Annotated in this window: 29 protein-coding genes; 27 read left to right on the plus strand and 2 right to left on the minus strand. The window is 42.8% G+C overall.

The features are described from left to right. Nucleotides 1–149: 149 nt before the first annotated feature. Complete coding sequence (locus tag DQM55_RS05250) at nt 150–884, plus strand: PoNe immunity protein domain-containing protein (protein ID WP_111675708.1); 735 nt, start codon at nt 150–152, stop codon at nt 882–884. A 119-nt stretch (nt 885–1003) separates the two neighbouring features. Next, nucleotides 1004–1663, plus strand: a complete 660-nt coding sequence (locus DQM55_RS05255; protein WP_002904652.1) for a DUF6572 domain-containing protein — start codon at nt 1004–1006, stop codon at nt 1661–1663. Between the two features lie 45 nt (nt 1664–1708). Here the strand turns inward: DQM55_RS05255 and pepT are convergent, their stop codons facing one another. Then, nucleotides 1709–2932 carry a peptidase T gene (gene pepT, locus DQM55_RS05260; protein ID WP_111675709.1) on the minus strand — a complete coding sequence of 408 codons (1224 nt, stop codon included), beginning with the start codon at nt 2930–2932 and terminating at the stop codon, nt 1709–1711. Between the two features lie 138 nt (nt 2933–3070). Here pepT and DQM55_RS05265 point away from each other — a divergent pair, with 138 nt between their 5' ends. From DQM55_RS05265 to DQM55_RS05295, 7 genes are all read left to right on the plus strand, one after another. After that, the gene (locus tag DQM55_RS05265) at nt 3071–3841 is read left to right on the plus strand and encodes an SDR family NAD(P)-dependent oxidoreductase (protein ID WP_111675710.1); all 771 of its coding nucleotides are present in this window, start codon (nt 3071–3073) and stop codon (nt 3839–3841) included. A 2-nt stretch (nt 3842–3843) separates the two neighbouring features. Continuing rightward, nucleotides 3844–4986, plus strand: coding sequence for a glycosyltransferase (locus DQM55_RS05270; RefSeq protein WP_172454726.1), 1143 nt, complete (start codon nt 3844–3846; stop codon nt 4984–4986). After that, the gene (locus DQM55_RS05275) at nt 4979–5626 is read left to right on the plus strand and encodes a hypothetical protein (RefSeq protein WP_172454727.1); all 648 of its coding nucleotides are present in this window, start codon (nt 4979–4981) and stop codon (nt 5624–5626) included. The genes DQM55_RS05270 and DQM55_RS05275 overlap by 8 nt, the downstream gene beginning before the upstream one ends. Next, a complete protein-coding gene (locus tag DQM55_RS05280) occupies nt 5595–6878 on the plus strand; it encodes a glycosyltransferase (RefSeq protein ID WP_111675713.1) in 1284 nt (427 codons plus the stop codon). Before DQM55_RS05275 ends, DQM55_RS05280 begins: the two co-directional genes overlap by 32 nt. 195 nt (nt 6879–7073) lie before the next feature. Beyond that, nucleotides 7074–8168: a ferrochelatase gene (gene hemH / locus DQM55_RS05285; protein WP_172454783.1), complete on the plus strand. Its 1095-nt coding sequence runs from the start codon at nt 7074–7076 to the stop codon at nt 8166–8168. A 51-nt stretch (nt 8169–8219) separates the two neighbouring features. Then, a complete protein-coding gene (locus DQM55_RS05290) occupies nt 8220–8585 on the plus strand; it encodes a TIGR02328 family protein (protein ID WP_111675715.1) in 366 nt (121 codons plus the stop codon). Between the two features lie 235 nt (nt 8586–8820). Continuing rightward, the gene (locus DQM55_RS05295; RefSeq protein ID WP_111675716.1) at nt 8821–9396 is read left to right on the plus strand and encodes an NADPH-dependent F420 reductase; all 576 of its coding nucleotides are present in this window, start codon (nt 8821–8823) and stop codon (nt 9394–9396) included. An 83-nt stretch (nt 9397–9479) separates the two neighbouring features. Here the strand turns inward: DQM55_RS05295 and DQM55_RS05300 are convergent, their stop codons facing one another. After that, nucleotides 9480–10295, minus strand: coding sequence for a Cof-type HAD-IIB family hydrolase (locus DQM55_RS05300; RefSeq protein ID WP_111675717.1), 816 nt, complete (start codon nt 10293–10295; stop codon nt 9480–9482). A gap of 122 nt (nt 10296–10417) precedes the next feature. Here DQM55_RS05300 and lepA point away from each other — a divergent pair, with 122 nt between their 5' ends. From lepA to trmD, 18 genes are all read left to right on the plus strand, one after another. After that, a complete protein-coding gene (gene lepA / locus DQM55_RS05305) occupies nt 10418–12241 on the plus strand; it encodes a translation elongation factor 4 (RefSeq protein ID WP_172454728.1) in 1824 nt (607 codons plus the stop codon). Nucleotides 12242–12281: 40 nt separating this feature from the next. Then, nucleotides 12282–12914, plus strand: a complete 633-nt coding sequence (locus DQM55_RS05310) for a hypothetical protein (RefSeq protein WP_111675719.1) — start codon at nt 12282–12284, stop codon at nt 12912–12914. A gap of 330 nt (nt 12915–13244) precedes the next feature. Then, complete coding sequence (gene pnuC, locus DQM55_RS05315) at nt 13245–14036, plus strand: nicotinamide riboside transporter PnuC (RefSeq protein ID WP_111675720.1); 792 nt, start codon at nt 13245–13247, stop codon at nt 14034–14036. A gap of 104 nt (nt 14037–14140) precedes the next feature. Next, a complete protein-coding gene (locus DQM55_RS05320) occupies nt 14141–14785 on the plus strand; it encodes a hypothetical protein (protein WP_111675721.1) in 645 nt (214 codons plus the stop codon). A 167-nt stretch (nt 14786–14952) separates the two neighbouring features. After that, a complete protein-coding gene (locus tag DQM55_RS05325; RefSeq protein WP_111675722.1) occupies nt 14953–15447 on the plus strand; it encodes a YkgJ family cysteine cluster protein in 495 nt (164 codons plus the stop codon). A gap of 200 nt (nt 15448–15647) precedes the next feature. After that, nucleotides 15648–16481, plus strand: a complete 834-nt coding sequence (locus DQM55_RS05330; RefSeq protein ID WP_111675723.1) for an AraC family transcriptional regulator — start codon at nt 15648–15650, stop codon at nt 16479–16481. Between the two features lie 53 nt (nt 16482–16534). Next, nucleotides 16535–17461, plus strand: a complete 927-nt coding sequence (locus DQM55_RS05335) for a cysteine peptidase family C39 domain-containing protein (RefSeq protein ID WP_111675724.1) — start codon at nt 16535–16537, stop codon at nt 17459–17461. Between the two features lie 190 nt (nt 17462–17651). Beyond that, complete coding sequence (gene pynA / locus DQM55_RS05340) at nt 17652–18341, plus strand: pyrimidine 5'-nucleotidase PynA (RefSeq protein WP_111675725.1); 690 nt, start codon at nt 17652–17654, stop codon at nt 18339–18341. 11 nt (nt 18342–18352) lie between these two features. Further along, nucleotides 18353–19180, plus strand: a complete 828-nt coding sequence (locus tag DQM55_RS05345; RefSeq protein ID WP_111675726.1) for a hypothetical protein — start codon at nt 18353–18355, stop codon at nt 19178–19180. 128 nt (nt 19181–19308) lie between these two features. After that, nucleotides 19309–19581 carry a 30S ribosomal protein S16 gene (gene rpsP / locus DQM55_RS05350; protein ID WP_002895310.1) on the plus strand — a complete coding sequence of 91 codons (273 nt, stop codon included), beginning with the start codon at nt 19309–19311 and terminating at the stop codon, nt 19579–19581. A 19-nt stretch (nt 19582–19600) separates the two neighbouring features. Continuing rightward, on the plus strand, nt 19601–19840 hold the full coding sequence (gene kphA, locus DQM55_RS05355; RefSeq protein WP_002895313.1) for an RNA-binding protein KphA: 240 nt from the start codon (nt 19601–19603) through the stop codon (nt 19838–19840). Between the two features lie 175 nt (nt 19841–20015). Then, entirely contained in the window at nt 20016–20567 is a 552-nt protein-coding gene (locus tag DQM55_RS05360; protein ID WP_002918888.1) for a putative immunity protein, read from the plus strand. Continuing rightward, nucleotides 20564–21913, plus strand: a complete 1350-nt coding sequence (locus DQM55_RS05365; RefSeq protein ID WP_002918889.1) for a TrkH family potassium uptake protein — start codon at nt 20564–20566, stop codon at nt 21911–21913. The genes DQM55_RS05360 and DQM55_RS05365 overlap by 4 nt, the downstream gene beginning before the upstream one ends. A 10-nt stretch (nt 21914–21923) precedes the next feature. Further along, nucleotides 21924–22589 (plus strand): potassium channel family protein, encoded by a 666-nt coding sequence (locus DQM55_RS05370; protein WP_011837040.1) that lies wholly within the window; start codon nt 21924–21926, stop codon nt 22587–22589. Between the two features lie 165 nt (nt 22590–22754). Continuing rightward, nucleotides 22755–23309 carry a GNAT family N-acetyltransferase gene (locus DQM55_RS05375; protein ID WP_002918892.1) on the plus strand — a complete coding sequence of 185 codons (555 nt, stop codon included), beginning with the start codon at nt 22755–22757 and terminating at the stop codon, nt 23307–23309. Between the two features lie 75 nt (nt 23310–23384). Further along, nucleotides 23385–23747, plus strand: coding sequence for a TIGR02328 family protein (locus tag DQM55_RS05380; protein WP_002909609.1), 363 nt, complete (start codon nt 23385–23387; stop codon nt 23745–23747). A 94-nt stretch (nt 23748–23841) separates the two neighbouring features. Further along, entirely contained in the window at nt 23842–24360 is a 519-nt protein-coding gene (gene rimM, locus DQM55_RS05385; RefSeq protein ID WP_111675727.1) for a ribosome maturation factor RimM, read from the plus strand. Next, complete coding sequence (gene trmD, locus DQM55_RS05390) at nt 24350–25072, plus strand: tRNA (guanosine(37)-N1)-methyltransferase TrmD (RefSeq protein ID WP_111675728.1); 723 nt, start codon at nt 24350–24352, stop codon at nt 25070–25072. The genes rimM and trmD overlap by 11 nt, the downstream gene beginning before the upstream one ends. The last annotated feature ends 54 nt before the right edge of the window (nt 25073–25126 follow it).

Here is a 25126-nt window from a genome sequence, read left to right on the forward strand (position 1 = left end):
GTAGTATGCTAAAGCAAGTTCAGAAGGAATTTCTTGAGGATCTTCAAAAACAACGTGAGGAAGAAAATCAGAATAATAATCAATAAGGCTGGGAATAAGTTGAAAATTCATTAACTTAAAAGAAAGCCTATATGACTATAAGAGGATAAGTGGTGAAAAGAGATAATATATTTATAGAAGAAAAAATCAATGAATTAATTAAATTTAATGAAACGATGATTAACGAATGGCTACAAGAATTAAACCAGCTTAAACTAGGAATTAATCCTTATAAACGTCCAACTGACGAAGTAATTAAACTAACTCAAGAAGATATATCTATTTATCAAGAAAAGAAAATGCTAGCTACCTATACAGCTGGTTATCCTATTGAAGATTTTAAGGAGGAATATATTATTTTTGTCAATAGCCTTCTTCCAGTTTGGCAGAGCAATTCTGGCTATCTTCAAATGGTTCGGGTCCTTTCCATTGGAATTCTTTTAGAGATTGATGAAGAGACTTTTGATGAGTTGGTGGATTTGGTCAAGAAAGATGATCCGGAGGATTATTTGATTGATTACTTGATTCAATCACGTCATCCAGATTGGAAGATTCGGATAAACTATAATTTTCCAAGACCCTATGGCTTTACTAGGAAAATTATTGAAGAAGAGAATGCTGAACAGGCCCTCAAACTGCTGAAAGAATATGTAACTAAGAAATGGTATCCAGGACATAGGGATACTGGTTGGTATGACTTGCATAAAGCGAATATTGATAATTATTATGGTTACTGGTCCTTTGAATCTGGCGCTATTTGTAAAATTAAGGGTTTAGATTACAAGGAATTGGAAGGTGTCCCATATTTCCCTTATGATTTAGTTAAAGACGAGCCAAAAGCCTAGAGTCTGCTAAGAGATAATTAAGTGATAAAATTAGTTCCTTACAGAAGTAATGAACTTACCCTTTATAAAAACGAACAAACAAAATTAAAAACAACAGAAGAACGAGAAAGGTCATAAAAATGAAAACGATTTATTTAAGTAAAAAAGATATGTTGGAAATCTGTCAAGATGGTGATAAGTATTTCTTGCGTTATCCAACTTTTAATATTACAATGCCAGAAGTAGTTCAAGAAATCCCCAAAGAAGCTGCAGATAGTTACATGTCGGGAGAACATACTGGGAAAGAGTTGATGAATTATGCGCAGTATGGTTTTTGGAAATCTAAAAAACAGTATACACAAGATGAATCCGATAAGCTCTTCATCGAAGATCATCCTTCCTTTATTTTGAAAAATCCTGAAAATAGCCGTCCTCTTTTTACAGCAGAAGAATTTAGACAAATCGCCACTCAAGCCATCTCTTCAGAACTAAAGCCAACTGAACTTGATGCTATTGGTACAGTTGATAATCATTTGGAGCTTCTTCTAGTGGATCCAGTTGACTGGCAGGAAGAAATAGAGGCAGTCCATCTGGAAATTCTGCAGGAAAAAATTAACAATTATATTTACTTCCTCGAAAGCAAGCAGTATGTGGAACGATATGGCGATAACTTTGATAAAAAAGTCATACATATCACATTCCAGTATTCTCCATCTGACAACGGTTTGGCCTTTCTCGCAGCTGTTCAGAAAGTGTTACAACCTACAGATATGAGCTTGAAGGTAGAATTGCCAGAGTGAGAAAAAACCACAGAAATTCCTCGTGAATTTCTGTGGTTGCTTTTTTTACTCTTGATAGGAAACAATTCCGATGATGGTATCGACAGCGCATTCCATGGTTTCTAGGCTGACATATTCGAAGCGGCCGTGCATGTTTTCACCGCCGGCAAAGAGGTTAGGTGTCGGGATGCCCATAAAGGAAATTTTAGAGCCGTCAGTTCCGCCACGGATAGGCTCGATGACAGGCTGGATATCCAGACTTTCCATGACTGCCTTGGCGATATGGATAGGTGTCATGTCCTTTTCAATGACCTGCTTCATGTTGTAATACTGGTCTTTGAGGGTCAATATAACGCGCTCGCTGCCCAGCTCTTGGTTCATCTTATCAGCGATGGCCTGCATAGCAGCTTTGCGATTTTCAAAAGCCTCTGTCTCAAAGTCGCGGACAATATAGCTAGCTTGAGCTTCTTCGACAGTCCCGGTCAGGTTCATCAGGTGGTAGAAGCCTTGGTAGCCATCTGTCTTCTCTGGTCGGTCGGCTTCTGGCAGTTGGTTGTGGAAGTCAATAGCCAGCTGGAGAGCATTGACCATCTGGTCTTTAGCAGTCCCTGGATGGACATTGCGGCCTTGGAAGGTCAGTTCTGCTCCAGCAGCGCTAAAGGTTTCGTACTGGAGTTCTCCTAGAGGGCCGCCATCTACTGTGTAGGCAAAGTCCACATCAAAGTCTTCTGCGTCAAACTTATCAGCACCGATACCGATTTCCTCATCTGGTCCAAAGCCAACTCGGATTTCTCCATGCTTGATTTCTGGATGGGCAGACAGATATTCGATAGCAGTCATGATCTCAGCAATACCTGACTTGTCATCTGCTCCCAAAAGGGTTGTTCCGTCAGTCGTAATCAGGGTTTGGCCCTTGTATTTATGGAGACTGGCAAAGTCAGCAGGATCTAAGTTGAAGCCAGATTGTCCCAGCGGAATCACACCACCGTCATAATTCTCAATGACCTGTGGCTGGATGTTTTCTGCGTTGAAATCTGCTGTATCCATGTGGGAAATAAAGCCAATCTTGCGGGTAAAGCTAGGGTCGTTGGCTGGCAGAGTTCCAATCGCAAAGCCGTTGGGTAGATAGTAGACATTTTCCAAGCCAACCCGCTTCATCTCAGGGATGAGGACATTTTTGGCAAAGTCCACCTGACTCTGAGTGCTGGGTGTAGTAGTAGATGTCTCGTCTGAGCGCGTGTTGACCTTGACATATGTCAGAAAACGGTCTAAAAGATTAGGATATTTCATAAATGCTCCTTTTTCATTTCATTTAAGTCTATTTTAGCATATTCAGGGGAGAGTGAGAAATGTTTTTCGTTTCTTGAAGGCAAAGGTAAAATCTAGCAATTAGTTTTATATCTTGTCAAAATCTGGTAAACTATATCTATGCAAATGGAAAAAACAATCAGCAAAGCTGTGATTTTGGGGGCTTCGGGAGGTGTAGGTCGTCAGCTGGCTAGAGAACTGGCTCAAAGGACAGACCAGCTTGTTTTGGTTGGCAGAGATGAAGCTAAGCTCACTCAGTTGCAAGAGGACTTGTCTGGAGTTAGAGCTAAGCTTTCCTACAGAGTTTTGGATTTGCTGGATGCAGCTGCGGTGGACGATTTTGCTCAGCAGCTAGAGGCAGATCTACTGATTAATTGCTGCGGTCTGGCTAATTTTGGTCCAACGCTATCTCTTTCGGAAGCTGCTGAAAATGCCCTCTGGCAGGTCAATTACCAAGCACCGATTCGGCTGATCAAGCAAGTTGCGGAGCGCAATTGCAAGATAAGACTTGTCCAGCTTTCATCACTAGCGGCACTTTGTCCCCATCCTTATCTGGCAGCTTACAGCGCCAGTAAGGCCGCTTTGCAGACTTACTGTCTAGCCTTGCAAGAAGAGATGCGCCTCAAAGGCTCTGAAATGAGAGTTTGTCTTTATATACTGGGACCGGTTCGGACTGCCATCTTTCCTCCAGAGCTGCAGGATGCTTTGGGTGGTGATCAATTACAGATGAGTCCAGTTATAGCGGCACGGCGCATCATTAGACTGCTCCAGCAAGGCCGTTCCTATGCTATAGTGGGCATGAGATATCGACTACTGGCTTGGCTCATGAAGCTACTTCCGCAAAGATGGATTATCCGTTTGATTGGCGCATATCTACGAAAGGGGCTTTGAACATGAAATTTATTTTTTCCCTGCTGGCTGCTGCCTATTTGCTTCTCTTTATCTTGCGTTGGCTCTTGTCTTTGGCTTATTTGAAAAAAGGGCAGAGCTCTTCATCAGACTTTCAAGAGGAGCTTTATACGGTGGTCCAGCCCATCCTATCTGGTGACCCCCGTTTGGAAAATGATTTACTAGCCAATCTCCAACAGACAGAAGCAGTTGAGTTTTACTGGCTGATTGATCAGTCTGACTCAGAGGCGCAGCGAGTGGCTGACAAGATTTGTCAAAATCCTTCCTATGCCCAGCGCATTCGCGTTTTTCTCATGGAGGATGTCCCTCAGGGGATTAATCCTAAGAGTTATAAGATTGAGCAGATTATAGATGAGCTGACCCGGCCATATCTGATTGTTCTCGACGACGACAGTGTCATTGATTTTTCAAAAATGGGAGAATTGACAGACCATCTGGGTGAGAATGTTATTTTGACCGGTATTCCCTATAATCAGGAACGAAGCAATTTCTGGTCCAAGCTAGTGGCAGCTTTTGTCAATGGAAATTCTTTCGTTACTTATTTTACCATGGCAGAAGTCAAAGCCAATCACTCGATTAATGGAATGTTCTACATTCTGCCACTTGAACTAGCTAGGGAACAGAGGCTCTTCAGTGCTATTAAAGACTATCTATGTGATGATTTGGCTGTGGCTGATTTTCTGCGCAGCAAGGGAGTGGAGATTATCCAGACGCGGGTGACCTGTAATGTTCGGACTACTATCAAGGATGCCAAGCGATATTTGCTGCAGATGAAGCGTTGGCTGCTTTTTAGCTCTATCTATCTGAAGGAGCACTTGGACTGGAAGGTTATTATTTTAATTGCTCTGCCTAGTTTTCTGCCCCTTCCTGCTTTGCTCATCAGTTTCATTCTTAGCTGGCCTTTTGTGCTGCTGGCTTTGCTTTTGCTCTTGGTTAAGGCGGTTTGGATGCTGGCTTATCGTCGCCTTATCCTAACTACTCAACCGCATCCTGATGAAGTGTTTTACGAAGTGCTGAATGATTTACTCTTGCCTTTGCTTTTCCTCTATGTTTTGCTTAGTCCGCGGGTGATTAACTGGCGGGGAAGGAAGATTCGAGTGACGGATGGGAAAATCCGCTATGAGTAAGATGAAGCAGTACTTGGATAAGTTGGATGCTCTGTCGCTAGATCAAACCTTGATAGAATCTAGTAAAGTCTTGCTTTTTCTCAGTGGCAGCAGTCATTTGAACTGCGCTAGTCTGACAGCAGGACAGCTTGAGTTTCTTGAGCAGATTTGTCCACCAGATTTCTCAGTGGTGGCTAGCAATTTTCCGTTTAACCAGGGATTTGAGCACGGGAGACAAATCCAAGTTACCTTGCTGAATGCTTCCATTTCCAATATCCGTTACTATTGGCATACTCTCTACAATTCTCGCTTTCAGGAGGCTTTGCAGCGGCATTTATCTCCTTTACTGGATGTTGAGGAGGCTGTCATTATCTGCAAAAGCTCTGGACTCAATATGCTGACTCAGTGGCTGGAGGACTTGGGTGAGGAAAAGCTGCCCTTCAGACTGAGAGTGATTGCGCTAGGGCCTGTTTCACGGAGACTCCTAAATCGCAAGGATATTGACTTGCTGGTCATTAAGGGAAAGAAGGATATTTACAGTAGATTTCTAGATGGCCATCCAGCTGATGTGGTGGTGGATAGCAACCATTTTGATTATGAATACAGGGAAGATGTGAAAGGATTAGTTCATGACTGGATTAGAAAAAGTGATAAAGATTGATGTGATTAGTGTGCCATTTAGTGGGCATTTGCTGCCTACTTTGACCTTAGTCAAGCCTCTGCTGACGGATCCGCGTTTTCGGATTCGGGTCATCACTGGCTGCCAAAAGAAAGAGCTAGTAGAGGAAATTGGTTTTGACTGTCTGGCTCTCTTTCCAGAAAGACCGACAGTGATGGAAGACATCGCCAATACTCCGCAGCAAAGCAATCTTTTGATTGCCTATCAGCAGTTTCGGGCCAATTCCAGACTAATTCCAGAAGTTATAGATGAGTTAAATCGAATTTGGCAAGAGGGTGGTAAACCGGATTTGGTCATAGCGGATTTTGTTGCTTCCCCAGCAGGCCTGATTTCTGATTGCTTTGGCATCCCTTGGATAACCACGATTCCGAGTCCGGTTGCGATTGAGTGCCGGACGACAACGCCGACCTATTTGGGAGGATGGAAACCTCATCAGGGTGCCTTATACAAGTTCAGAGATGCCTTGGGCAGGCAAGTTATTCGCTGTGGAAAGAAAATGGCCTTTGCCTTGGTCCGGAAGAGTTTGGGAGACTATCAAGATTTTAAACTCTATCGGGAAGACGGCACAGAAGCTATTTATTCGCCTTACTCTATCTTGGCTTTGGGCATGAAAGAGCTGGAGTTTCGAGATGATTTTCCTAAGCATCTTCGCTGGGTTGGCTACAAATGCCTGTCCTTTGATCGTCTGCCTGAAGCACATGAGTCTTATTTTGAGACCGATAAGAAGCGGGTTTTAGTGACTTGCGGTACGCATTTGAAATGGGAGAAGGAGCGCATGGTGGAGCGGGCGAAAAAACTGAGCCTACTCTACCCAGATTACCTCTTTTACGTCACCTTGGGAGAAGCTAGTGGCTTGGGAAATGTTCCTCGCAAACTGGCGGAAAACCTGCTGCTCTTTGACTATCTGCCTTATACAGATATTCTGGATAAGATAGATTTTGCCATTCACCATGCGGGGACGGGTATCATGATGGCCTGTATTGAGCATGAGATTCCCAGTCTCATTTTGCCGCAGGATTATGATCAGTTTGATAATGCCGTTCGTGCTGAGCTAGCCCAAGTAGGGCTGGTAGCTCGTAGAAAGACCGATGCTGAAGTGCTGCGCATTTTTAAGGAATTGACAAATCGCCCGGACTGGTCTCAGTTGAAAACTCTTGCCCAGCAAAGCAAAGAATATCAGCCTACAGAAATTCTCTATCAAGAGCTGGGGCGGCTGCTTAAGGTTGATTTATAACTGGAAAACTCAACAAATCATTAAAGCATACTTCCAATATTAAAGTGTCTGAATTATTAAATTTTCCTATTCTTTTCAAGGAATAGGTTTTTTGGTCTATTCAAGTCTTTTTTAAGATGTTAAAATGAAAGTGATTACAAGAAAGTCGTTGGAAAGTCAACTTGGCTTTCTCGAAGTGACTGAAGAGGAAAGATGATGAAGAAAGCAATTCTAATGATGACTTTTGGCTCGCCAGAGGAGATTAGCTTTGAGGGAGTGGCTGAATTTTTTACCAACATTCGCCGCGGTGTCAGGCCGCAAGACCATGAAATTCAGACCCTCTATGATAACTATGTCCTCATTGGTGGAACGCCTCTGCAGCGTATCAGTCTAGAAGAGGTGGAAAAGGTCCGTCAGCGTTTATCTGGTGATTATGCGGTTTATTTTGCCAATAAATTCTCACGTCCTTTTATCACAGATGTGATTGAGCAGATGGAAGAGGATGGTATTGAGGATTGTATCTGTTTGATTCTAGAGCCGCATTTTTCTTACTATTCTGTCATGGGCTATGAGAAGTTTATCCAGAGTGATTCCATCCGCTTTAATATCATTAAGGAATGGTATCAGGAAGAAGCTATTCTTGATTATTGGGCAGAGGAGCTGAGAAAGATTCTTACAGAAGAGGTTGGAGAAGAGACCTTCAAGATTTTCTTCTCAGCCCACAGTGTGCCTATTCTGGCCTTGGATTTCGGAGATCCTTACATTGATCAGATCTATGACAATGCCCGCTTGATTGCTGAAAGGTTAGGTCTGACAGAAGAGGATTATCTCAATGTTTGGCAGAGTGAGAGTGACATCGGACTCCCTTGGATCAAACCTGACGTTCTGGACTACATGCGCCAGCAAGAAACACATCCGCAGCATTATATTTTTGTGCCGATTAGCTTTATCAGTGAGCATATAGAGGTCCTTTTTGATAATGACGTGGAGTGCAAGGAACTTTGCGATGATCTGGGTGTTGCTTATCACAGACCGCCTATGCCCAATGCAGACGACCGGCTAATTGATGCCCTGATTCAAACTATCCGCCGCCATGAGCATGAACCCTTCAAAGAATGTTTTCCAGAAGAAGAAACCTTCGATGAATTGCAGCCGTCGGAGGAGAGCAGCCAGATTCTTGCAGAGGATGAAGAGCTGAAAATGCCAGATTTCGTCAAGAAACTGATTGAGAAAAAAGGGCGCGAGAATGTTAAGATGCCATATTTTGTCAAGAAAATGCTGGAGAAAGCAGGAAAGCTGCCCAAGAGCTGATTGTTCATATTCGTTGATGACTTTATAAGATTCTTTTAGAAGGAGAAAACCGTGAGACTTTGGCACCAAGATTTGATTGAAAAACTTCCGCGCCAGCAGCTTTTAGGCCAGCACCGAGAGTGTGCAGCCTTACGTGGACGAGGTTGGGGCAAGCCGCATGCGACGGTCAACTATGTTTTTGAGCACAGCCCTTATTGCCTCTATGCTTATCACCTGCTGATTATGGAGGAGATGCAACGACGGGGCTATCAGCCGGATAGCCTTTGGCTGGACAAGGAATACCGTGGCAAAACCTGCCCACCCTACCAGGAGTTGCAAGCTGAGGAGCTCGAACATCCCATTTATCCGGAGCATGACGCAGCCTATCTGCAAGAATGCCTGGAAAATCTCAAAGAGAAGGGGATAGATATTGTCTGATTTCCAAGTGCCAAGACGGCATAGTATTAAGGTTATAGAACAACAAAAAGGAAGATATAGTGCTCTTCCTTTTTTATATGTTTTTTGTGATAAAATACCAGTGACTTTTAGGAGCTCGAAATTTTTTAAATTTTCCGAGTTGTAATTATTGACATTACAATTCCGTGTGTTATAATTTTAGATGTAACAAAGAGCATTACAATAAAAATTTGTAACTTAAAAGGAGGAACATATTATGGCAAGCATTACAATTTTTGGACAAGGAAATATGGGACAAGCAATCGCAAGTGTATTCACTTCAGGTGGACATGAAGTTGATTTTGTAGGGAAAGAAGGTCTTACAAAACGTGCGGGTGATATTGTTGTATTGGCTGTTCCATACGCCGCAATTGCAAGCATTCTTGAAGCTAATAAAGCAGCGCTCGCTGGAAAAATCTTAGTAGATATTTCTAACCCTGTAAACTTTGAGAATATGGATGAATTGCTTACACCGGCTGGGAGTTCAGCAGCAGAAGAAATTGCTAAGTTAATTCCTGAAGCTCGTGTGGTCAAAGCCTTTAACACAAATTTTGCGGCGACAATTGCTTCGAAACAAGTCTCTGATAAAGAAAGAACAACTGTTCAATTGGCTTCGGATGACCAAGAAGCTAAGAAGATTCTTGCTGGATATATCCAAGAAGGTGGTTTAGATACGATTGATGCGGGCGAGCTCAAACGTGCTCGTGAATTAGAGGCAATGGGTTTCTTGCAAATAACACTTGCTGCACATGAGAAAATCAACTGGACAGCTGGTTTTGCTGTTATTAAATAAAGAAAAAAATTAGCCTCAAAGCAGGCTAATTCTTAGACTGAAAACAAAATCCTCAGAAGTTTCACTTCTGGGGATTTATACTTTTACGAATTCAAAATATACTTCTCGATAGCTGTAGCGACCCCATTTTCCTCACAGCTGTCTGTGACGGCATCAGCTAGGCTTTTGACATGGTCAGAAGCATTGCCCATGGCAACACCGAGGCCTGCATATTCCAGCATCTCGATGTCGTTGTTGGCATCACCGATTGCCATGATTTCCTGAGGCTTAACGTCTAATTGTTTAGCCAATCGCTCTAGGGCGAAGGCTTTGGTCACACCAGACGGCATAGCCTCGTAAATGACCGGCTGAGAGCGAACACCACTGAAACGCTGGCAGATTTCTTGGCCAAAGTCGGCTTCAAAAGCATCTACCTGCTCTTGGCTGCCTAAAAACATGGCTTGAAACATTCTGTGTTGACCGCTGCAAGCCTCTTCCAGACTAATCTCGGTTGGAGTGGTGAAGACCAGGCTAGCATCATTCGCGACATAGGGACTGGCTTTTTCTCCGACGACGAAATAATGCTCTTCATCAAATAGAGTCAGCTGGACAGGGCTGTTTTCAGACAGGCTGTAGAGATAGCGAATATCCTGACCGCTCAGCTCTTGCCAGTCCACCAGACTCCAGTCGCTGGTCTGGTGTGTAGCGCAGCCATTGTCCACGATGACATATTCGTTTTCTTGTGCAAGGCCCAGCTTGTCATAATAGGGCTTGACGCCAACCAAGGGACGGCCTGTGCAGAGAACCAATTTGACTCCTTTTTCAATAGCTCGGTGCAGAGCTTCGATGTGAGCCTGGGGAATTTCTTTTTTTCTGTTGAGCAAGGTGCCGTCCATATCAAGTGCAAGAATTTTAATCATAAAGTGTCTCCAAAATTATTCTCTGACTAGTATAGCATAATTTATAGAGAAAGTCCGAGTCTATAGGAAAAATCACTGGTCTTGTGTTATAATAAATAGAATACCCTAAAAGGATGAGAAAAATGAATTTAGAAGATTTGAAAAAACGTCAGGAGAAGATCCGCAATTTCTCCATCATTGCCCACATTGACCACGGGAAATCAACCTTGGCTGACCGGATTTTGGAGGCGACGGAGACGGTTTCCAGCCGGGAAATGCAGGCCCAACTCTTGGATAGCATGGACTTGGAACGGGAGCGCGGTATCACCATTAAGCTCAATGCTATCGAGCTCAATTATACCGCCAAGGACGGCGAAACCTATATCTTCCACTTGATTGACACGCCAGGACACGTAGACTTTACTTATGAGGTATCGCGGTCGCTGGCGGCCTGTGAAGGGGCGATTCTGGTCGTGGATGCGGCTCAGGGAATTGAAGCTCAGACCTTAGCCAATGTTTATCTAGCGCTGGACAATGACTTGGAAATCCTGCCAGTTATCAATAAGATTGACCTGCCAGCTGCGGACCCAGAGCGGGTGCGGACAGAAATCGAAGACGTGATTGGGTTGGATGCAAGCGAAGCCGTGTTGGCTTCTGCCAAGGCTGGCATCGGAATTGAGGAAATTCTAGAGCAGATTGTGGAAAAAGTTCCAGCACCGACTGGAAATGTAGAAGCACCGCTCAAGGCCTTGATTTTTGACTCGGTCTATGACGCCTATCGTGGGGTAATTCTGCAGGTGCGGGTGATGGATGGTATGGTCAAGCCGGGAGATACCATTCAGCTCATGAGCAATGGCAAGACCTTTGACGTGACTGAGGTCGGCATCTTTACGCCCAAGGCCATTGGTCGTGATTTCCTAGCGACAGGGGATGTTGGTTATATCGCAGCCTCTATCAAGACGGTACAGGATACCCGGGTCGGGGATACAGTGACCTTGGCGGACAATCCGGCTGCAGAGCCACTAGCTGGCTACAAGCAGATGAACCCGATGGTCTTCGCTGGTCTCTATCCGATTGAGTCCAATAAATATAATGACCTGCGTGAGGCACTTGAAAAGCTTCAGCTAAACGATGCCAGTCTGCAGTTTGAGCCAGAAACATCTCAAGCCCTTGGTTTTGGTTTTCGCTGTGGCTTCTTGGGCTTGCTTCACATGGACGTCATTCAGGAACGTTTGGAGCGTGAGTTTAATATTGATCTGATTATGACGGCGCCATCCGTTATCTATAAGGTCAATATGACAGATGGGGCTTCAATTGATGTGTCCAATCCGAGCGAGTTTCCGGACCCGACCAAGATTGATTCCATCGAGGAGCCTTATGTCAAGGCGCAGATTATGGTGCCGCAGGAATTTGTCGGTGCGGTGATGGAGTTGGCCCAGCGCAAGCGCGGTGACTTTGTGACTATGGACTACATCGATGATAATCGGGTCAATGTCATCTATCAGATCCCGCTTGCTGAAATCGTCTTTGACTTCTTTGACAAGCTCAAGTCCTCTACTCGTGGCTATGCTAGCTTTGACTACGAAATCTCTGAGTATCGCTCGTCCAAGCTGGTTAAGATGGATATTCTCCTCAATGGCGACAAGGTGGATGCTCTCAGCTTCATTGTTCACAAGGAATTTGCTTATGAGCGCGGTAAGCTGATTGTAGACAAGCTCAAGAAAATCATTCCTCGTCAGCAGTTTGAAGTACCTATTCAAGCCGCTATCGGACAGAAAATCGTGGCTCGGACAGACATCAAGGCCTTGCGTAAGAATGTCTTGGCCAAGTGTTATGGTGGTGACGTTTCTCGTAAGCGCAAACTCTTAGAAAAACAAAAAGCCGGTAAAAAACGGATGAAAGCTATCGGTTCTGTCGAAGTCCCACAAGAAGCCTTCCTCAGTGTCCTGAGTATGGATGAGGAATAAAGTCTTATATCTCTAGGATATATCCCAAAAGGAGAAAATCATGAAACAATCGTATCTGCTTGGAGCAGTTCTGGTATTAACTTCACTTACTCTTGCATCGTGTGCCAAGTCTGGACAAAAGCCTGATCAATCTAGTTCTTCGACTAGTTTCAGTGCACAAGTGAAAAAGAATTCTTCAAATTCTTCTTCTAAAAGAAGCAAGAACAAAACCAATCAAGAAACAAAACGTGTTGGTTCTCCAGAGTTTGGTTATATCGATATCCCAAGTAAATGGATTAAATTTTTTGATGCAGAGGTTGAGGGACTTATCCAATATACCGACGGTTCTGCTTATAATATCGTTACCATGAATGCTGTTTCTAAGGCAGAAGCTGAAGTAGCAGATGGTGAGACTTTCAATGCAGAAACAATTGCTCAACATGTAGCCTATAATTGGAGTCAAAAAGATAATATTGAGAAGATGTGGGGCTCTAAAAGTACTGTCTCAGGAATAGAAGCCTTTCAAATAAACATCATTCTGAAATCGGGACAACTTGCTAATACATTGGTTTTCCAAAAAGATGACAAAGTCTATATACTATCCTTTGAAGGCGACGAAGAAACTCTTGATGATTTCATTACAAACATGAAAGATACTTGGAGTCTTGATAGCAAGGGAGCAGTCAGCGAATAATAGTTTAAAAAAACAAGAGGCCTATTTATTAAGTCTCTTGTTTTTTCAGTGTAGAAGCTAATTATGTTTCACAAAAAGATAGTAACAAATCAGAAAAAATGTTCGGCTACTATCAAATCTAAGTAAAAAGACTTACAAAAATTTGTAGGTCTTTTCTTGAAATCCGAACGTTAGGAAATCTTTTTTTGATTTTACTTGACATTTTCTAAAATAGGAATATGATAAAATGTGAACACTGTATAAGACAGACCTTATGCGTGTTCGAAAATAATAGAGCGTTGCATCCGTAAGTCAATTTGACACGGCTCTTAAAAAACAAAAGGAGAAAGAATGAATACTTATATCCAAAAGAAAATCGCAAACATGAAGCTGACGCTTTCTGAAATGTCTGGTGGCTATAAACGAATGGTGACTAGTATGAAGAAGCTCGGCTTTTCTGGTACCTTGAAACTTATCTGGGACGATTTGTTTGCTCATCGCAGTCTAGGTCAATGGGTTTATCTCTTGATTCTAGGGAGTTTTCCGCTCTGGCTGGAGCTGATATATGAACATCGCATCGTGGATTGGACGGGGATGATTTGCAGTCTGACTGGGATTATCTGTGTAATCTTCGTTTCTGAAGGACGGGCTAGCAATTACCTCTTTGGTTTGATTAATTCTGTGATTTACTTGATTTTGGCCTTGCAGAAAGGCTTCTATGGCGAGGTCCTGACGACTCTTTACTTTACCATCATGCAGCCAATTGGACTCTTGGTGTGGATTTACCAAGGTCAGTTTAAAAAAGAAAAGCAAGAGTTTGTTGCTCGTAAGCTAGATGCCAAAGGATGGACAAAGTATCTATCGCTCAGTATGCTTTGGTGGTTGGTCTTTGGCTTGATTTATCAGTCTGTGGGGGCTAATCGTCCTTATCGTGATTCAATCACAGATGCGACAAATGGTGTAGGGCAAATCTTGATGACGGCTGTTTATCGTGAACAGTGGATTTTCTGGGCAGCGACCAATATTTTTTCTATTTACCTCTGGTGGGGTGAGAGTCTTCAGATTCAAGGGAAATATTTGATCTATTTAATCAACAGTTTGGTCGGATGGTACCAGTGGAATAAGGCTGCTAAAAAAGCATAGTCCTATAAACGGAAAAGAAATCGGATGCGACAATGTCTCTCTTTCCTTTCGTCCTAAAAATATGGTAAACTAGTGTTAGTAAAATTTATTAGATTTAGGAAGGAATGACCATGAAAAAGAAGTACTTTCTGCTCTCCCTGATAATCTTAGCCGGTCTTTCCCTGTCTTCTTGTAGCCTTATCAGGAGCTATAGAAGTCGGAAACCATCTGATTCCTCTAGTCGGGTTTCCCTGAGAGATGACAGCGATACAAGTAGTAGCAGTCGTAAAGAAAAAGATTCGTCAAAGACTACTGGTACGCAGCGGGTCGGCTCTGATGATTATGGCTATATTAGTATTCCTGATAATTGGATTAAGTTTACAGACGTAGATGGTGGCGACAGCGTCCAGTATACGGATGGAAGTGGCTATAACATTGTCACGATGAACGCTTATACAAAAGAAAAAGCTAACATTGGAGAAGGTGAAGAATTCAACGCTGAAACCATTGCCCAACGTATTGCCTACCACTGGAAGGATAATAAGGAAGTTGATGATTTTTGGGGAGCAAAGAGTACCGTAGCTGGAAATGAAGCCTTTCAGATTAATGTTGTTTTAAAATCCACTCAAAACTTAACGGTTTGGGTCTTCAAACAAGGTGATAAAGTCTATATGATGTCCTTTGAAGGCGATGAAGATACTCTGTATGAGTTTATCCCCTATATCGAAGAAACTTGGAGCGTCAGCAAGGACGGCGGAAAAAACATTTAGCGATAGCATTTGATGATAACTCTCTAAGTTTATAAAAAGCAAATCTGGGACTGGTTCTCAGATTTTTTTGTGAGGTGGAATATGTCATATTTTTGGGGTTTGACAACATTTAAGAGCGCTCATTTTATGATATAATAAAAACAATTTGAATACAGAAAGAAAAATATATGACTCAAGAAATCGACCTTGAAAAGTACCATCAGTTAGCTCTGCAGAAGCAGAAAGAGCATCGAAAATTTTTAGCCAGTCTCAAGAAGAGACCACCAAAAAACCTTGATAAACTAGCCCAGCAAATCCATGATGAGGTCTTTGAGGAGATTGACTGTACAGCCTGCGCCAATTGCTGTAAAACTCTGGGGCCGGACTTTAAGGAAGCCGACATTGTCCGCATTGCCAAGTATTTCAAGATGAAGCTGCCGGCTTTTGAAGAGGAATTTCTGCAGGTGGACGAAGACGGTGACAAGGTTTTCAAGGCCATGCCTTGTCCTTTTTTAGGTGGAGACAATCTCTGCTCAATCTATGATGTCCGTCCCAAGGCCTGCCGTGAGTTCCCTCACACAGACCGTAAGAAGATTCATCAGATTAATCATCTGACAATCAAAAATACCCTGACCTGTCCTGCGGCTTATCTCTTTGTGGAGAAGCTGAGGGATAGATTGTAGAATCCCCCCCCTCTAAATCTTGTACAAAAATTCTAGGGCGGAAGTATCTTATATCTGTTAGACTATAGTTAGAATTGAACACGGCCTAAAAGCTATGTGAAAAAGATAAAATTTTCTCGGAGCAGGAGCCCCTCCGTCAATTTTCCAAATTTTACTTTGCTTTTAAGAGCCTTAGTATCTTTTATGAGGTGAAAAAGAATATGATGCATCAATTCAATCGAACCATGGAATATCTGGAAAGCAAGTTGGACGCAGAAGTGGACTTGCAACAATTTCAGCAGCTATCGGGCTATTCTTATGCTCTCTTTAGCAGGCTCTTTTCCATCCTAGCAGATATGACTTTAGCGGAATATCTACGCAATCTCAGGCTGTCAGAAGCAGTGACAGACTTGCGGGAAAGCTCTGAGAAAGTCATTGATATAGCACTGAAATACGGCTATGAGTCTGCGGATGCCTTTAGCGCAGCCTTCAAGAAATTCCATGGTGCGACTCCCTCAGAAGTTCGAAATGGAAGACCTTATCGCGTCTTTCCTAGACTTCAATTATCCTTAAAGATTACAGGAGGAAAGAACATGGATATCAAGATTCAAAAGAAACCTGCTTTTACTGTGGCAGGCGTCCTATTGAAAGCTATTGACAATAGCCAGTGCCCATCCGCTTGGGAGCAGCTCTATGCAAATCACAGCTTTGAAAGCCTAGAGAGTCTGGGCAGTGGCCAATCCTTTGGCGTCTGCTCGGATGTCAAAGAAGGCGAAATCATCAACTATATGGCCGCTTATGATGTGAAGGATAAAGCTAAAGCAGAAGAACTAGGTCTGTCAATCAAAGAAATCGCAGAAGCTGAATATGCCATCGTACCAGTCAAGGGGGCTATACCAGCCAGCATCCACCATGCTTGGAAATATGTCTTGGAAGTCTTTTTTCCAGAAACTGGCTATCGCCACTCAGGAGCACCAGATTTTGAAGTTTACACCGAGGGTGATATGTACTCCCCAGACTATCAAATGGAACTCTGGATACCTGTGGTGAAATAAAATGGTGATTGCAAGTCATTTTTTAGGCGATGATTACAGAGGAGGATGATGCTATGCAGATGTATTTTGGGGACGTTTCTCTTTGCTATACATATTCACTTGCGATGGCGCTGCATTCGTATGGTTATGATGTTCGCCCTGAGTTTTTGGAAGCCATTATGGTAATGGGAAATGGCGCTAGTATTATAAAGGAAGATGAAAAACACCCCTTAGTCTTCTTTGATAATGGGATGCCAGACAGTTCTATCAGCCATTCTTTAAACATTCTGGGTTTTACATATGATGAATACTATATAAAGGATTCAAATGCGGTGAATCATATCTCTATCAGAGAGATCTTAAGTAAGTTCTTGCTCGGCGGACCAGTTGTTCTTGGGCCTTTGGACATGGGGTATCTGACTTATAATCCCAATCATATTCATTTGTATGGGGTGGACCATTTTGTTTCGGTTTATGATCTAGATGATGAGTTTATCTATTTCCATGATCCAGCAGGCTTTGCTTGTATGAAAATGACTTTCTCAGAATTTTCGAAAGCCTGGGAAGCTAAAAATATCGACTATAAAAGAGGTTCTTTCTCCATGTGGGGAAACTTTAAAAAAATCAAATCTCCTACTTCCAAAGAAGTTTACCAGAAAACATCTATACTGATGAAGCAACGATATGAGCACGGCGAGGAGAATGTGATAGCAAGATATGCTAAGTCAGTAGCGGAGAATGGCTTGAATGAAGAACAAAAACATCTTCATCAATACTTTAGTTTCAAATTAGCTTCTATCAGAAATCTATACATGAGCAACTTCTTAAAAGACCACGATACGGTCAGATCTGAACTAAAAGAAAATTTAGCAAAATTGTTTGGCCAAGCTCATCTATTTTGTATCAAGGAAGATTATCAAAAACTGTCAGAAGTCTTGTTTGATATTGCAGCGCTAGATAATAAATTTAGAGATTTGTGTATTAACTATAAAGAAGAGTAGAAGAAGTGAGAAAAACGAAGATGCTGTTTGGTAATGCAGCAGGATCGAAAGAAGGGATAGCAGACTATCAGATGTACCTCTGGATACCAGTGGATAAATAGATTAGAAATCAGCCGTTTATTTTTGAGCGGCTGGTTTTTGTAGCTTGTGGTATAATGAAGCTACTACAGTTACAGAAAGGATTTCGATTTTGTCATACAAATTTCTACTTTTCGACCTTGACCATACGTTGCTGGATTTTGATACGGCAGAAGACATCGCCTTGACTCATTTTTTAGAGGAGCAGGGCGTGACGGAGATTCAAACCTACAAAGATTATTATATTCCCATGAACAAGGCGCTTTGGCGGGAACTGGAGCAGGGTAAAATTACCAAGCCGGAGCTGGTCAACACTCGCTTCTCTCGTCTTTTTGCCCATTTTGGCATTGAGAAGGATGGCGCCGAGTTAGCCTTCCTTTATCAGCAGCATATTGCTCAGCAAGGTCAGACTTACACTGGTGCTAGCGAGCTTTTGGACAGTCTGACAGAGGCTGACTATGAGATTTACGGAGCGACCAATGGCATCACGGCTATTCAGACTGGCCGCATGGCCCATTCCGACATTTCTCCTTATTTTAATCATATTTTTATTTCGGAAAAGATGGGGACTCAGAAGCCCGAAGCTTTATTTTATGAAAAAATAGCAGAGCAGATTACAGATTTTGACCTGTCTCAGACTTTGATGATTGGAGACTCCTTGACAGCAGATATTGCTGGCGCTAATAATGCTGGATTGGACTCTATCTGGTACAATTCCAAGCAGCTAGAAAATGAAAGTCTTTTTCAACCGACCTATATCGCTTATTCTTATGACGACATTATCAGACTATTGGTTCCATAAGGAGACTGCAAATGAAAAAAATCCTTGCCTTGTTTTCTATTCTTGCCAGTTTGTTGCTACTGACAGCCTGTTATGCTAAGAAAGAAGAAGTCGACGAAAGCATACGAACAACGAAGGCTCTTTTTAAAAAGCTCCCTTTTCAGCCCGTCAAGGTTAGTTCTGATGGCAGTTATCATTACGAGGGAGGCGGTGCGACAATTGATTTGTATTTCACCGAGGAAGATATCCAAAAGTACTCTATTCTAAAATACCACCCAGATCGAAAAGGCAGTAAAATCGAATTTTATGAGATATTTTATGGAGAGCGAACAGCAGATCAGCTGCTGGATTGTTTGGTAGACCAAGAAATAACTAGCTTAATTGATGAGATTGAGGGCGAAATGGAAGATGATATGACTGCTGTATACCAGCAAAAATCAGGATTTGACAGAGCTCTATTTCAGACTATAAGCGTTTCGTCCTCTAAAAAGGTTGATGATTCAGAAAGCCTAAATAAATATCTCATGCTATATAGTAAGTTTTTAGTCGAATTCAGGAAGAATCCAGAAAATCATGATAAGCTAAAAGAGATTGTCCAAAAAATGGATAAAGCTGGTCTTTTAAAATGGTCTTTCGAATTTCATTCAGACCAAGTACTGGATGAGAAAAATATATCAGAAGACGAGGTAAAAAGCAGGTCCTATAATAGTCGGAGTGGAGGCACAGAGTATTATGCACCTGAGACCATTAATAAGTATATGGATTTAGGCGCTTTTCCTAAAGACGCTTCAGTCAAATTGTATTTTAAAAAATATGAAAATTTGTCTGAACAGATTATTTTAAATAACGAGAAAGACTAATCTAAAAAATTTTTAACTCTGTCAAGAAAAAAACTTGACAGCTATTTTTAATCTGCTATAATAGAACATGTGCTTAATAGCTCTGCTATTTCACCAAAAGAAAAAAATAAAGAAAAGAGACCTTAATAATGGCAGTAAAAATCCGTTTGACTCGTATGGGTTCTAAGAAAAAACCTTTCTACCGTATCAATGTTGCAGATTCACGTTCACCTCGTGACGGACGTTTCATCGAAACAGTTGGTACTTACAACCCACTTGTAGCTGAAAACCAAGTGACTTTGAAGGAAGACCGTATCCTTGAGTGGTTGGGTAATGGTGCGCAACCTTCTGATACTGTACGCAACATCCTTTCAAAAGAAGGCGTATTGAAGAAATTCCACGATTCAAAATACTCTAAATAATAGAAGCGTAGGTTGACATATGGACACGATTGAAAATCTAATTATTGCGATAGTGAAACCTTTGATTTCACAGCCAGATGCCTTAACTATCAAGATTGAGGATACACCTGAATTTTTAGAATATCACCTGGATCTTGATCAGAGTGATGTTGGACGTGTAATCGGTCGTAAAGGTCGTACTATCTCCGCTATAAGGACGATTGTTTACTCTGTCCCAACCGAGTACAAAAAGGTTCGCATCGTCATTGATGAGAAATAAGAAGCAGCGGGGCTATGTGTCCCGCTTTTTCTATGGCCCTTAATGAAACAAGCCTTTAGGCGTAGTTGAATTTAGGGGCATTGATGCAGTTCGAGCTTCGCGAGAACTAGTACTTCATTTAAGATAAAAACGAAATGCAGGGGCGAGTTTAGAGAAATTCGAAACTGGAGGACATATGAAGTCAGAAGATTATGCTTGGAACACTCATGAGCGCAAGTGTTATGAGAATGATCAAGTGATTTTACCGAGCCCTTATAAGCTAAAAATTCTGGATGATAGTGAGAAGAGATTGGAATTGGAGCTTGTTTTGGAGGAACTTCCTCAGGGGCAACTGGCTCGATGGGCTATGAAAATGGCGTCAAGCTTTATAGCTCTGATTGATGCGGAAGATGAGTCTGAAAAGCAGAAGATTTTGACTCAGGTAAGAGAGGTTTTTCAGGCTCGACTTGATGGGAGGGCATCTGCCTATGAACTAAGGCAGGCTGGTTTCTTGGCTAACAAACTGTCGCAGCAAGCCCAATCACAAGTCAGCAAGTATGCCGCGCGTGTCTTTGCTCAAGCGGTTGCAACAGCCCACATGCGAGGTCATGCTATTGTCGCAGCGGATTATGCCATCAAAGTCAGAAACTTGCAGAGTCCAGATGATTTGCAGCGGGCTGTCAAGGAAAGAGAAGGGCAGATAGAGTTAGCCTCTGCTTTTATTAGATCAGGAAAGGAAACTTTATGAAGCATTTATTTTCACGCTTGTCACCAGCGCAAAAGATTATCTTGTCTTTTCTTCTGGTGATATTCTGTGGCTCCTTGCTACTCAGTCTGCCTTGGGTGCAGACGGCAAGTTCCCAAGCGAGCTATCTGGATCATCTTTTTACAGCTGTCTCGATGGTCTGTGTGACAGGGCTTTTTACTCAATCGGTTGTGGATACATACAATGTCTGGGGACAGCTCCTTTGTATGTTGCTGATTCAGATTGGTGGTTTGGGAATCCTGACTTTTATCGGATTTTTCACCATGGAAAGTCGGAAAAAGCTCAGCCTCAAGGATCGCCGTATTCTGCGGGATAGTTTTAGTTATGGTCACAATCGTACCTTAGGTCAATTTGTCCGTTCGATTTTTATCACGACTTTTGCTATCGAAGGACTGGGTGCGCTCCTTCTCATGATTCGCTTCATTCCCAAGTTTGGTATGAGAAAAGGGATTTTTAATTCTATCTTTTTAGCCGTTTCTGCATTTTGTAATGCGGGCTTTGATAATTTTGGTAATGATAGCCTACTGGGCTTTCAGACAGATGTTTTGGTTAATATCACCTTGGCTCTCCTCATCATCACTGGGGGACTGGGCTTTATGGTCTGGTTTGACTTGGCGACTAAATTGGGAGGAAAACAGAAGGAGCTTCACTTTCATACCAAGGTAGTCTTGCTGCTGACTGCTGGTCTCCTCGTTTTTGGGACGGTAACGAGTCTCTGGACGGAGTATAATAATCCTGGAACGATTGGCAATCTTTCCTTTGGCGATAAGCTACTGGTCAGCTTTTTCCAGACAGTCAGCATGAGGACGGCTGGCTTTGCTTCCATAGATTATACGGCTGCTCGTCCAGTAACCCTGTTTATCTATCTGCTCCAGATGTTTTTAGGAGGAGCTCCGGGTGGTACAGCAGGTGGTCTGAAAATTACAACCTTCTTAGTTCTTTTGCTTTTCGCTCGTAAGGAGATTTTGGGCTTGCCACATACCAATCTTGGTCGGAGAACGCTGGCTCCTCAGCTAGTGCAGAAGGCTTTTGGTGTGACAGTGATTTTTCAGCTGACATTTCTGTTTGGCCTTTTGGCTCTTGGGCTAGTGACCGATAGTAGTCATCGCTTTATTTACCTGATATTTGAGACCGTGTCGGCACTGGCTACAGTTGGTGTGACAGCCAATATCACTACCAGCCTCAATACAGCTGGTATGGTTGTGATTATGTTGCTGATGTTTATTGGACGGGTGGGGCCGCTGACTCTTATGGTCAGTCTTAACCATTATCAACCGAAGAAGGCGACTACCTTGCACTACAGCAAGGCGGACATTATGATTGGATAGGAGAAAAGAAATGGCAAATCAAACAGTTGGAATCCTTGGCTTGGGGATTTTTGGACAGAGTATCATTGAGGCCTTGATTTCTCAGGATGTAGAAATCATTGCAATTGATAATCACGAAGAGACAATCAATCAGTATGAAGACATGATTGCCGTCGGTGTGATCGGGGACATTACTGATATGGAGCTTTTGGAGGCCGCAGATGTCGGTTCCTGTGATACGGTCGTCGTGGCGACGGGAGAAAGTCTGGAATCCAGCGTCCTAGCGGTCATGCACTGCAAGGCATTGGGCGTAAAAAATGTCATTGCCAAGGTCAAGGATGAAGTGACCCAGCAGGTGTTGGAAAAGGTGGGAGCTGATTTGGTTATCCTGCCTGAAGTGGAGGCTGGTATTTCATTGGCTAAGACCATTCTCTTTAACCATTCGATTGAGGTCTTCCAGCTGGATGACGATGTAGTGGTGGCTGAGTTTGAGCTGCCTGCTAGCTGGGTCGGGAAAACGGTCCGTGAAGTAGATGCTCGTAGGTTGTATCATCTTAATATTATCGGCTATCGTCTGACAAAAAATCAGCCTTTGGAAAGCCAGTTTACTCCAGACTTTGTCTGGCTAGCAGGAGTCAGCATTATGGCTGTGACTGATAACCAGCATTTGGACGATTTACGTGAAATAGTGAAGTAGTAGCTAGGATAGGTCCTCTTCGCTGGAAAGTCCTATTGGCACTTTCTAGTAATTCGGCACCTTACTATCATTTCAGAAAAATAAATACATAAGAGCTCTTTCAGGGCTCTTTTTTGAAACCAGTTGTAAAATTTGTTATACTATCACTAGAAAAGGAGTGATTTTATGAGCTTAACCAGCCAGATCATTACAGCAGATTTTCCGGATTTGGATAAGGTAGAAGCCTTGAATAATGAAGCTTTCCCAGAAGAGGAAAGGATACCGCTCAGTGAATTTTTACGATATGAGGAACAGGAAGATGCTAATTTTTTCGCCTTTTATCATGAAAAGGAATTTGTTGGTTTTGCCTTTGCTATCTCCAACTCGCAAGCCTTTTATGTTAGTTTCTTTGCGATTATGCCTCACCTGCGCAGCCATGGCTATGGTGGTGAAATCATCGAAAAGCTGGTCAATTTTTATCAGCGAACCATGATTTTAGAAATCGAGCGTCTGGATGAGCCATGTGACAATCTTGCGCAGCGTCAGGCTCGCTGGGATTTCTATCACAGCAAAGGCTTCCGCTCAGCTAATGCCTTTCTGGAATATGAGGATCTTAGCTTTGAAATCCTTTATCGAGGGAATTCTTTTGACGAAGAAGCCTACCGAGACATTTTCCGCCGAATTCAGGAGGAGAATTATTTCGACTTTGAAATCAAACATAGACGTTTCAGCGATTATTAAAAGGAAATTCTCTGGAGCTCAATTGCGATTTTGAGCAATAAAAGATTGCTTTGTTTTTACTAAACGGAGGATAAAATGAGACTCTGGCATCAAGCACTGATTCCCAAGCTTCCCCGTCCGCAACTACTTGGTCAGCATCGGGAATGCTACGCTCTTCGTGGCAATGGCTGGGGCAAGAAACATGCGACCGTTGACTATGTTTTTACGCACTCTCCTTACTTGCTTTATCGCTACCATGAGCTGATTATGGAGGAGATGAGCAAGCGAGGTTATCGTGTGTCTCCAGAATGGCTGGAGCGGGACTATCGTGGCAAGACTTGTCCAGCTTATGTGCATCTGGAAGAAATGGCTGTGGCGAGCCCTATTTACTCCGAGCATGACGCAGCTTACTATGAGGAATGCCTGCAAAATCTCAAAGAAAAAGGCATTGACTTATAAGCTTTTCCGCTGTCTGAGCCAGCTGCCTATCTTGAGAAAAAGCCAGCAAAATGATACAATAAAACGAATAGTAAAAAGATTAACTGGAGTAAAAATGAATTATTTTAATGTTGGTAAAATCGTCAATACCCAAGGTTTGCAAGGGGAGATGCGGGTTTTGTCGGTGACAGATTTTGCGGAAGAGCGTTTTAAAAAAGGCAATAAACTGGTCCTTTTCGATAAGAAAGACCAGTTTGTTATGGATGTGGAGATTGCCAGCCACCGCAAGGCCAAGAACTTTGATATTATCAAGTTCAAGGGCATGTACCATATCAATGACATCGAGAAATTTCGTGACTTTAGTCTGAAAGTAGCCGAAGAAGACTTGGCTGATTTGGAAGATGGCGAATTTTACTACCATGAGATTATCGGCCTTGAAGTCTATGAAAATGATGTTCTGCTAGGTACGATTAAGGAGATTCTCCAGCCAGGAGCCAATGATGTCTGGGTGGTCAAGCGTAAAGGTAAGCGCGATTTGCTTTTACCTTACATTCCGCCAGTTGTGCTGGGGATTGACATTGAGCAAGGTCGGGTTGATGTAGAGATACCGGAAGGACTGGACGATGAAAATTGATATTTTGACTCTCTTTCCGGAGATGTTTGCGCCCTTGGAGCACTCTATCGTCGGTAAAGCTCGAGAAAAAGGCCTCTTAGAAATCAATTACCACAATTTCCGAGAAAAGGCTGAAAAATCCCGGCATGTAGACGACGAGCCATACGGTGGAGGTCAGGGTATGCTGCTAAGGGCCCAGCCTATTTTTGATGCCTATGATGCCATTGAAAAGAAGCAGCCGCGCGTGATTTTGCTGGACCCTGCTGGCCGGACTTTTGACCAAGCCTATGCTGAGGAGCTGGCTAAAGAAGAGGAACTCATTTTCATCTGTGGCCATTATGAAGGCTATGATGAGCGGATCAAGACTTTAGTGACAGATGAGATCTCGCTTGGGGACTATGTCCTTACTGGAGGAGAATTGGCGGCCATGACCATGATTGATGCTACCGTTCGCCTGATTCCAGAGGTTATTGGCAAGGAAGCCAGTCATACAGATGACAGTTTTTCGTCTGGGCTCTTGGAGTATCCTCAGTACACTCGGCCCTATGACTATCGGGGCATGGTCGTTCCTGAAGTCCTTATGAGCGGCCATCATGAAAATATCCGCAAGTGGCGTCTCTATGAAAGTCTGAAAAAGACCTACCTAAGACGACCTGACTTGCTAAAACATTATGAAATGACGGCCGAAGAAGAAGCGATGTTAGAGGAAATTCGACAACCTCACTCGGACTGACAAGCAAGGTTAACTCTTAGAAAGTATCTAGGAGTTTTTGCTTTATTTGATAAA

It is taken from the genome of Streptococcus sanguinis, assembly GCF_900475275.1.
In the GTDB taxonomy this organism is placed as follows: Bacteria; Bacillota; Bacilli; order Lactobacillales; family Streptococcaceae; genus Streptococcus; species Streptococcus sanguinis_N.

Coding starts and splice junctions, on each gene's coding strand:
- DQM55_RS05345 (WP_111675726.1), top strand. CDS start 18,353: ATGAAAAAAATCCTTGCCTTGTTTTCTATTCTTGCCAGTTTGTTGCTA.
- DQM55_RS05330 (WP_111675723.1), top strand. CDS start 15,648: ATGATGCATCAATTCAATCGAACCATGGAATATCTGGAAAGCAAGTTG.
- rpsP (WP_002895310.1), top strand. CDS start 19,309: ATGGCAGTAAAAATCCGTTTGACTCGTATGGGTTCTAAGAAAAAACCT.
- DQM55_RS05300 (WP_111675717.1), bottom strand. CDS start 10,295: ATGATTAAAATTCTTGCACTTGATATGGACGGCACCTTGCTCAACAGA.
- rimM (WP_111675727.1), top strand. CDS start 23,842: ATGAATTATTTTAATGTTGGTAAAATCGTCAATACCCAAGGTTTGCAA.
- DQM55_RS05325 (WP_111675722.1), top strand. CDS start 14,953: ATGACTCAAGAAATCGACCTTGAAAAGTACCATCAGTTAGCTCTGCAG.
- DQM55_RS05360 (WP_002918888.1), top strand. CDS start 20,016: ATGAAGTCAGAAGATTATGCTTGGAACACTCATGAGCGCAAGTGTTAT.
- DQM55_RS05265 (WP_111675710.1), top strand. CDS start 3,071: ATGCAAATGGAAAAAACAATCAGCAAAGCTGTGATTTTGGGGGCTTCG.
- DQM55_RS05380 (WP_002909609.1), top strand. CDS start 23,385: ATGAGACTCTGGCATCAAGCACTGATTCCCAAGCTTCCCCGTCCGCAA.
- DQM55_RS05335 (WP_111675724.1), top strand. CDS start 16,535: ATGCAGATGTATTTTGGGGACGTTTCTCTTTGCTATACATATTCACTT.
- DQM55_RS05370 (WP_011837040.1), top strand. CDS start 21,924: ATGGCAAATCAAACAGTTGGAATCCTTGGCTTGGGGATTTTTGGACAG.
- DQM55_RS05275 (WP_172454727.1), top strand. CDS start 4,979: ATGAGTAAGATGAAGCAGTACTTGGATAAGTTGGATGCTCTGTCGCTA.
- DQM55_RS05255 (WP_002904652.1), top strand. CDS start 1,004: ATGAAAACGATTTATTTAAGTAAAAAAGATATGTTGGAAATCTGTCAA.
- DQM55_RS05320 (WP_111675721.1), top strand. CDS start 14,141: ATGACCATGAAAAAGAAGTACTTTCTGCTCTCCCTGATAATCTTAGCC.
- pepT (WP_111675709.1), bottom strand. CDS start 2,932: ATGAAATATCCTAATCTTTTAGACCGTTTTCTGACATATGTCAAGGTC.
- trmD (WP_111675728.1), top strand. CDS start 24,350: ATGAAAATTGATATTTTGACTCTCTTTCCGGAGATGTTTGCGCCCTTG.
- hemH (WP_172454783.1), top strand. CDS start 7,074: ATGAAGAAAGCAATTCTAATGATGACTTTTGGCTCGCCAGAGGAGATT.
- DQM55_RS05310 (WP_111675719.1), top strand. CDS start 12,282: ATGAAACAATCGTATCTGCTTGGAGCAGTTCTGGTATTAACTTCACTT.
- DQM55_RS05280 (WP_111675713.1), top strand. CDS start 5,595: ATGACTGGATTAGAAAAAGTGATAAAGATTGATGTGATTAGTGTGCCA.
- kphA (WP_002895313.1), top strand. CDS start 19,601: ATGGACACGATTGAAAATCTAATTATTGCGATAGTGAAACCTTTGATT.
- DQM55_RS05270 (WP_172454726.1), top strand. CDS start 3,844: ATGAAATTTATTTTTTCCCTGCTGGCTGCTGCCTATTTGCTTCTCTTT.
- lepA (WP_172454728.1), top strand. CDS start 10,418: ATGAATTTAGAAGATTTGAAAAAACGTCAGGAGAAGATCCGCAATTTC.
- DQM55_RS05295 (WP_111675716.1), top strand. CDS start 8,821: ATGGCAAGCATTACAATTTTTGGACAAGGAAATATGGGACAAGCAATC.
- DQM55_RS05375 (WP_002918892.1), top strand. CDS start 22,755: ATGAGCTTAACCAGCCAGATCATTACAGCAGATTTTCCGGATTTGGAT.
- pnuC (WP_111675720.1), top strand. CDS start 13,245: ATGAATACTTATATCCAAAAGAAAATCGCAAACATGAAGCTGACGCTT.
- DQM55_RS05365 (WP_002918889.1), top strand. CDS start 20,564: ATGAAGCATTTATTTTCACGCTTGTCACCAGCGCAAAAGATTATCTTG.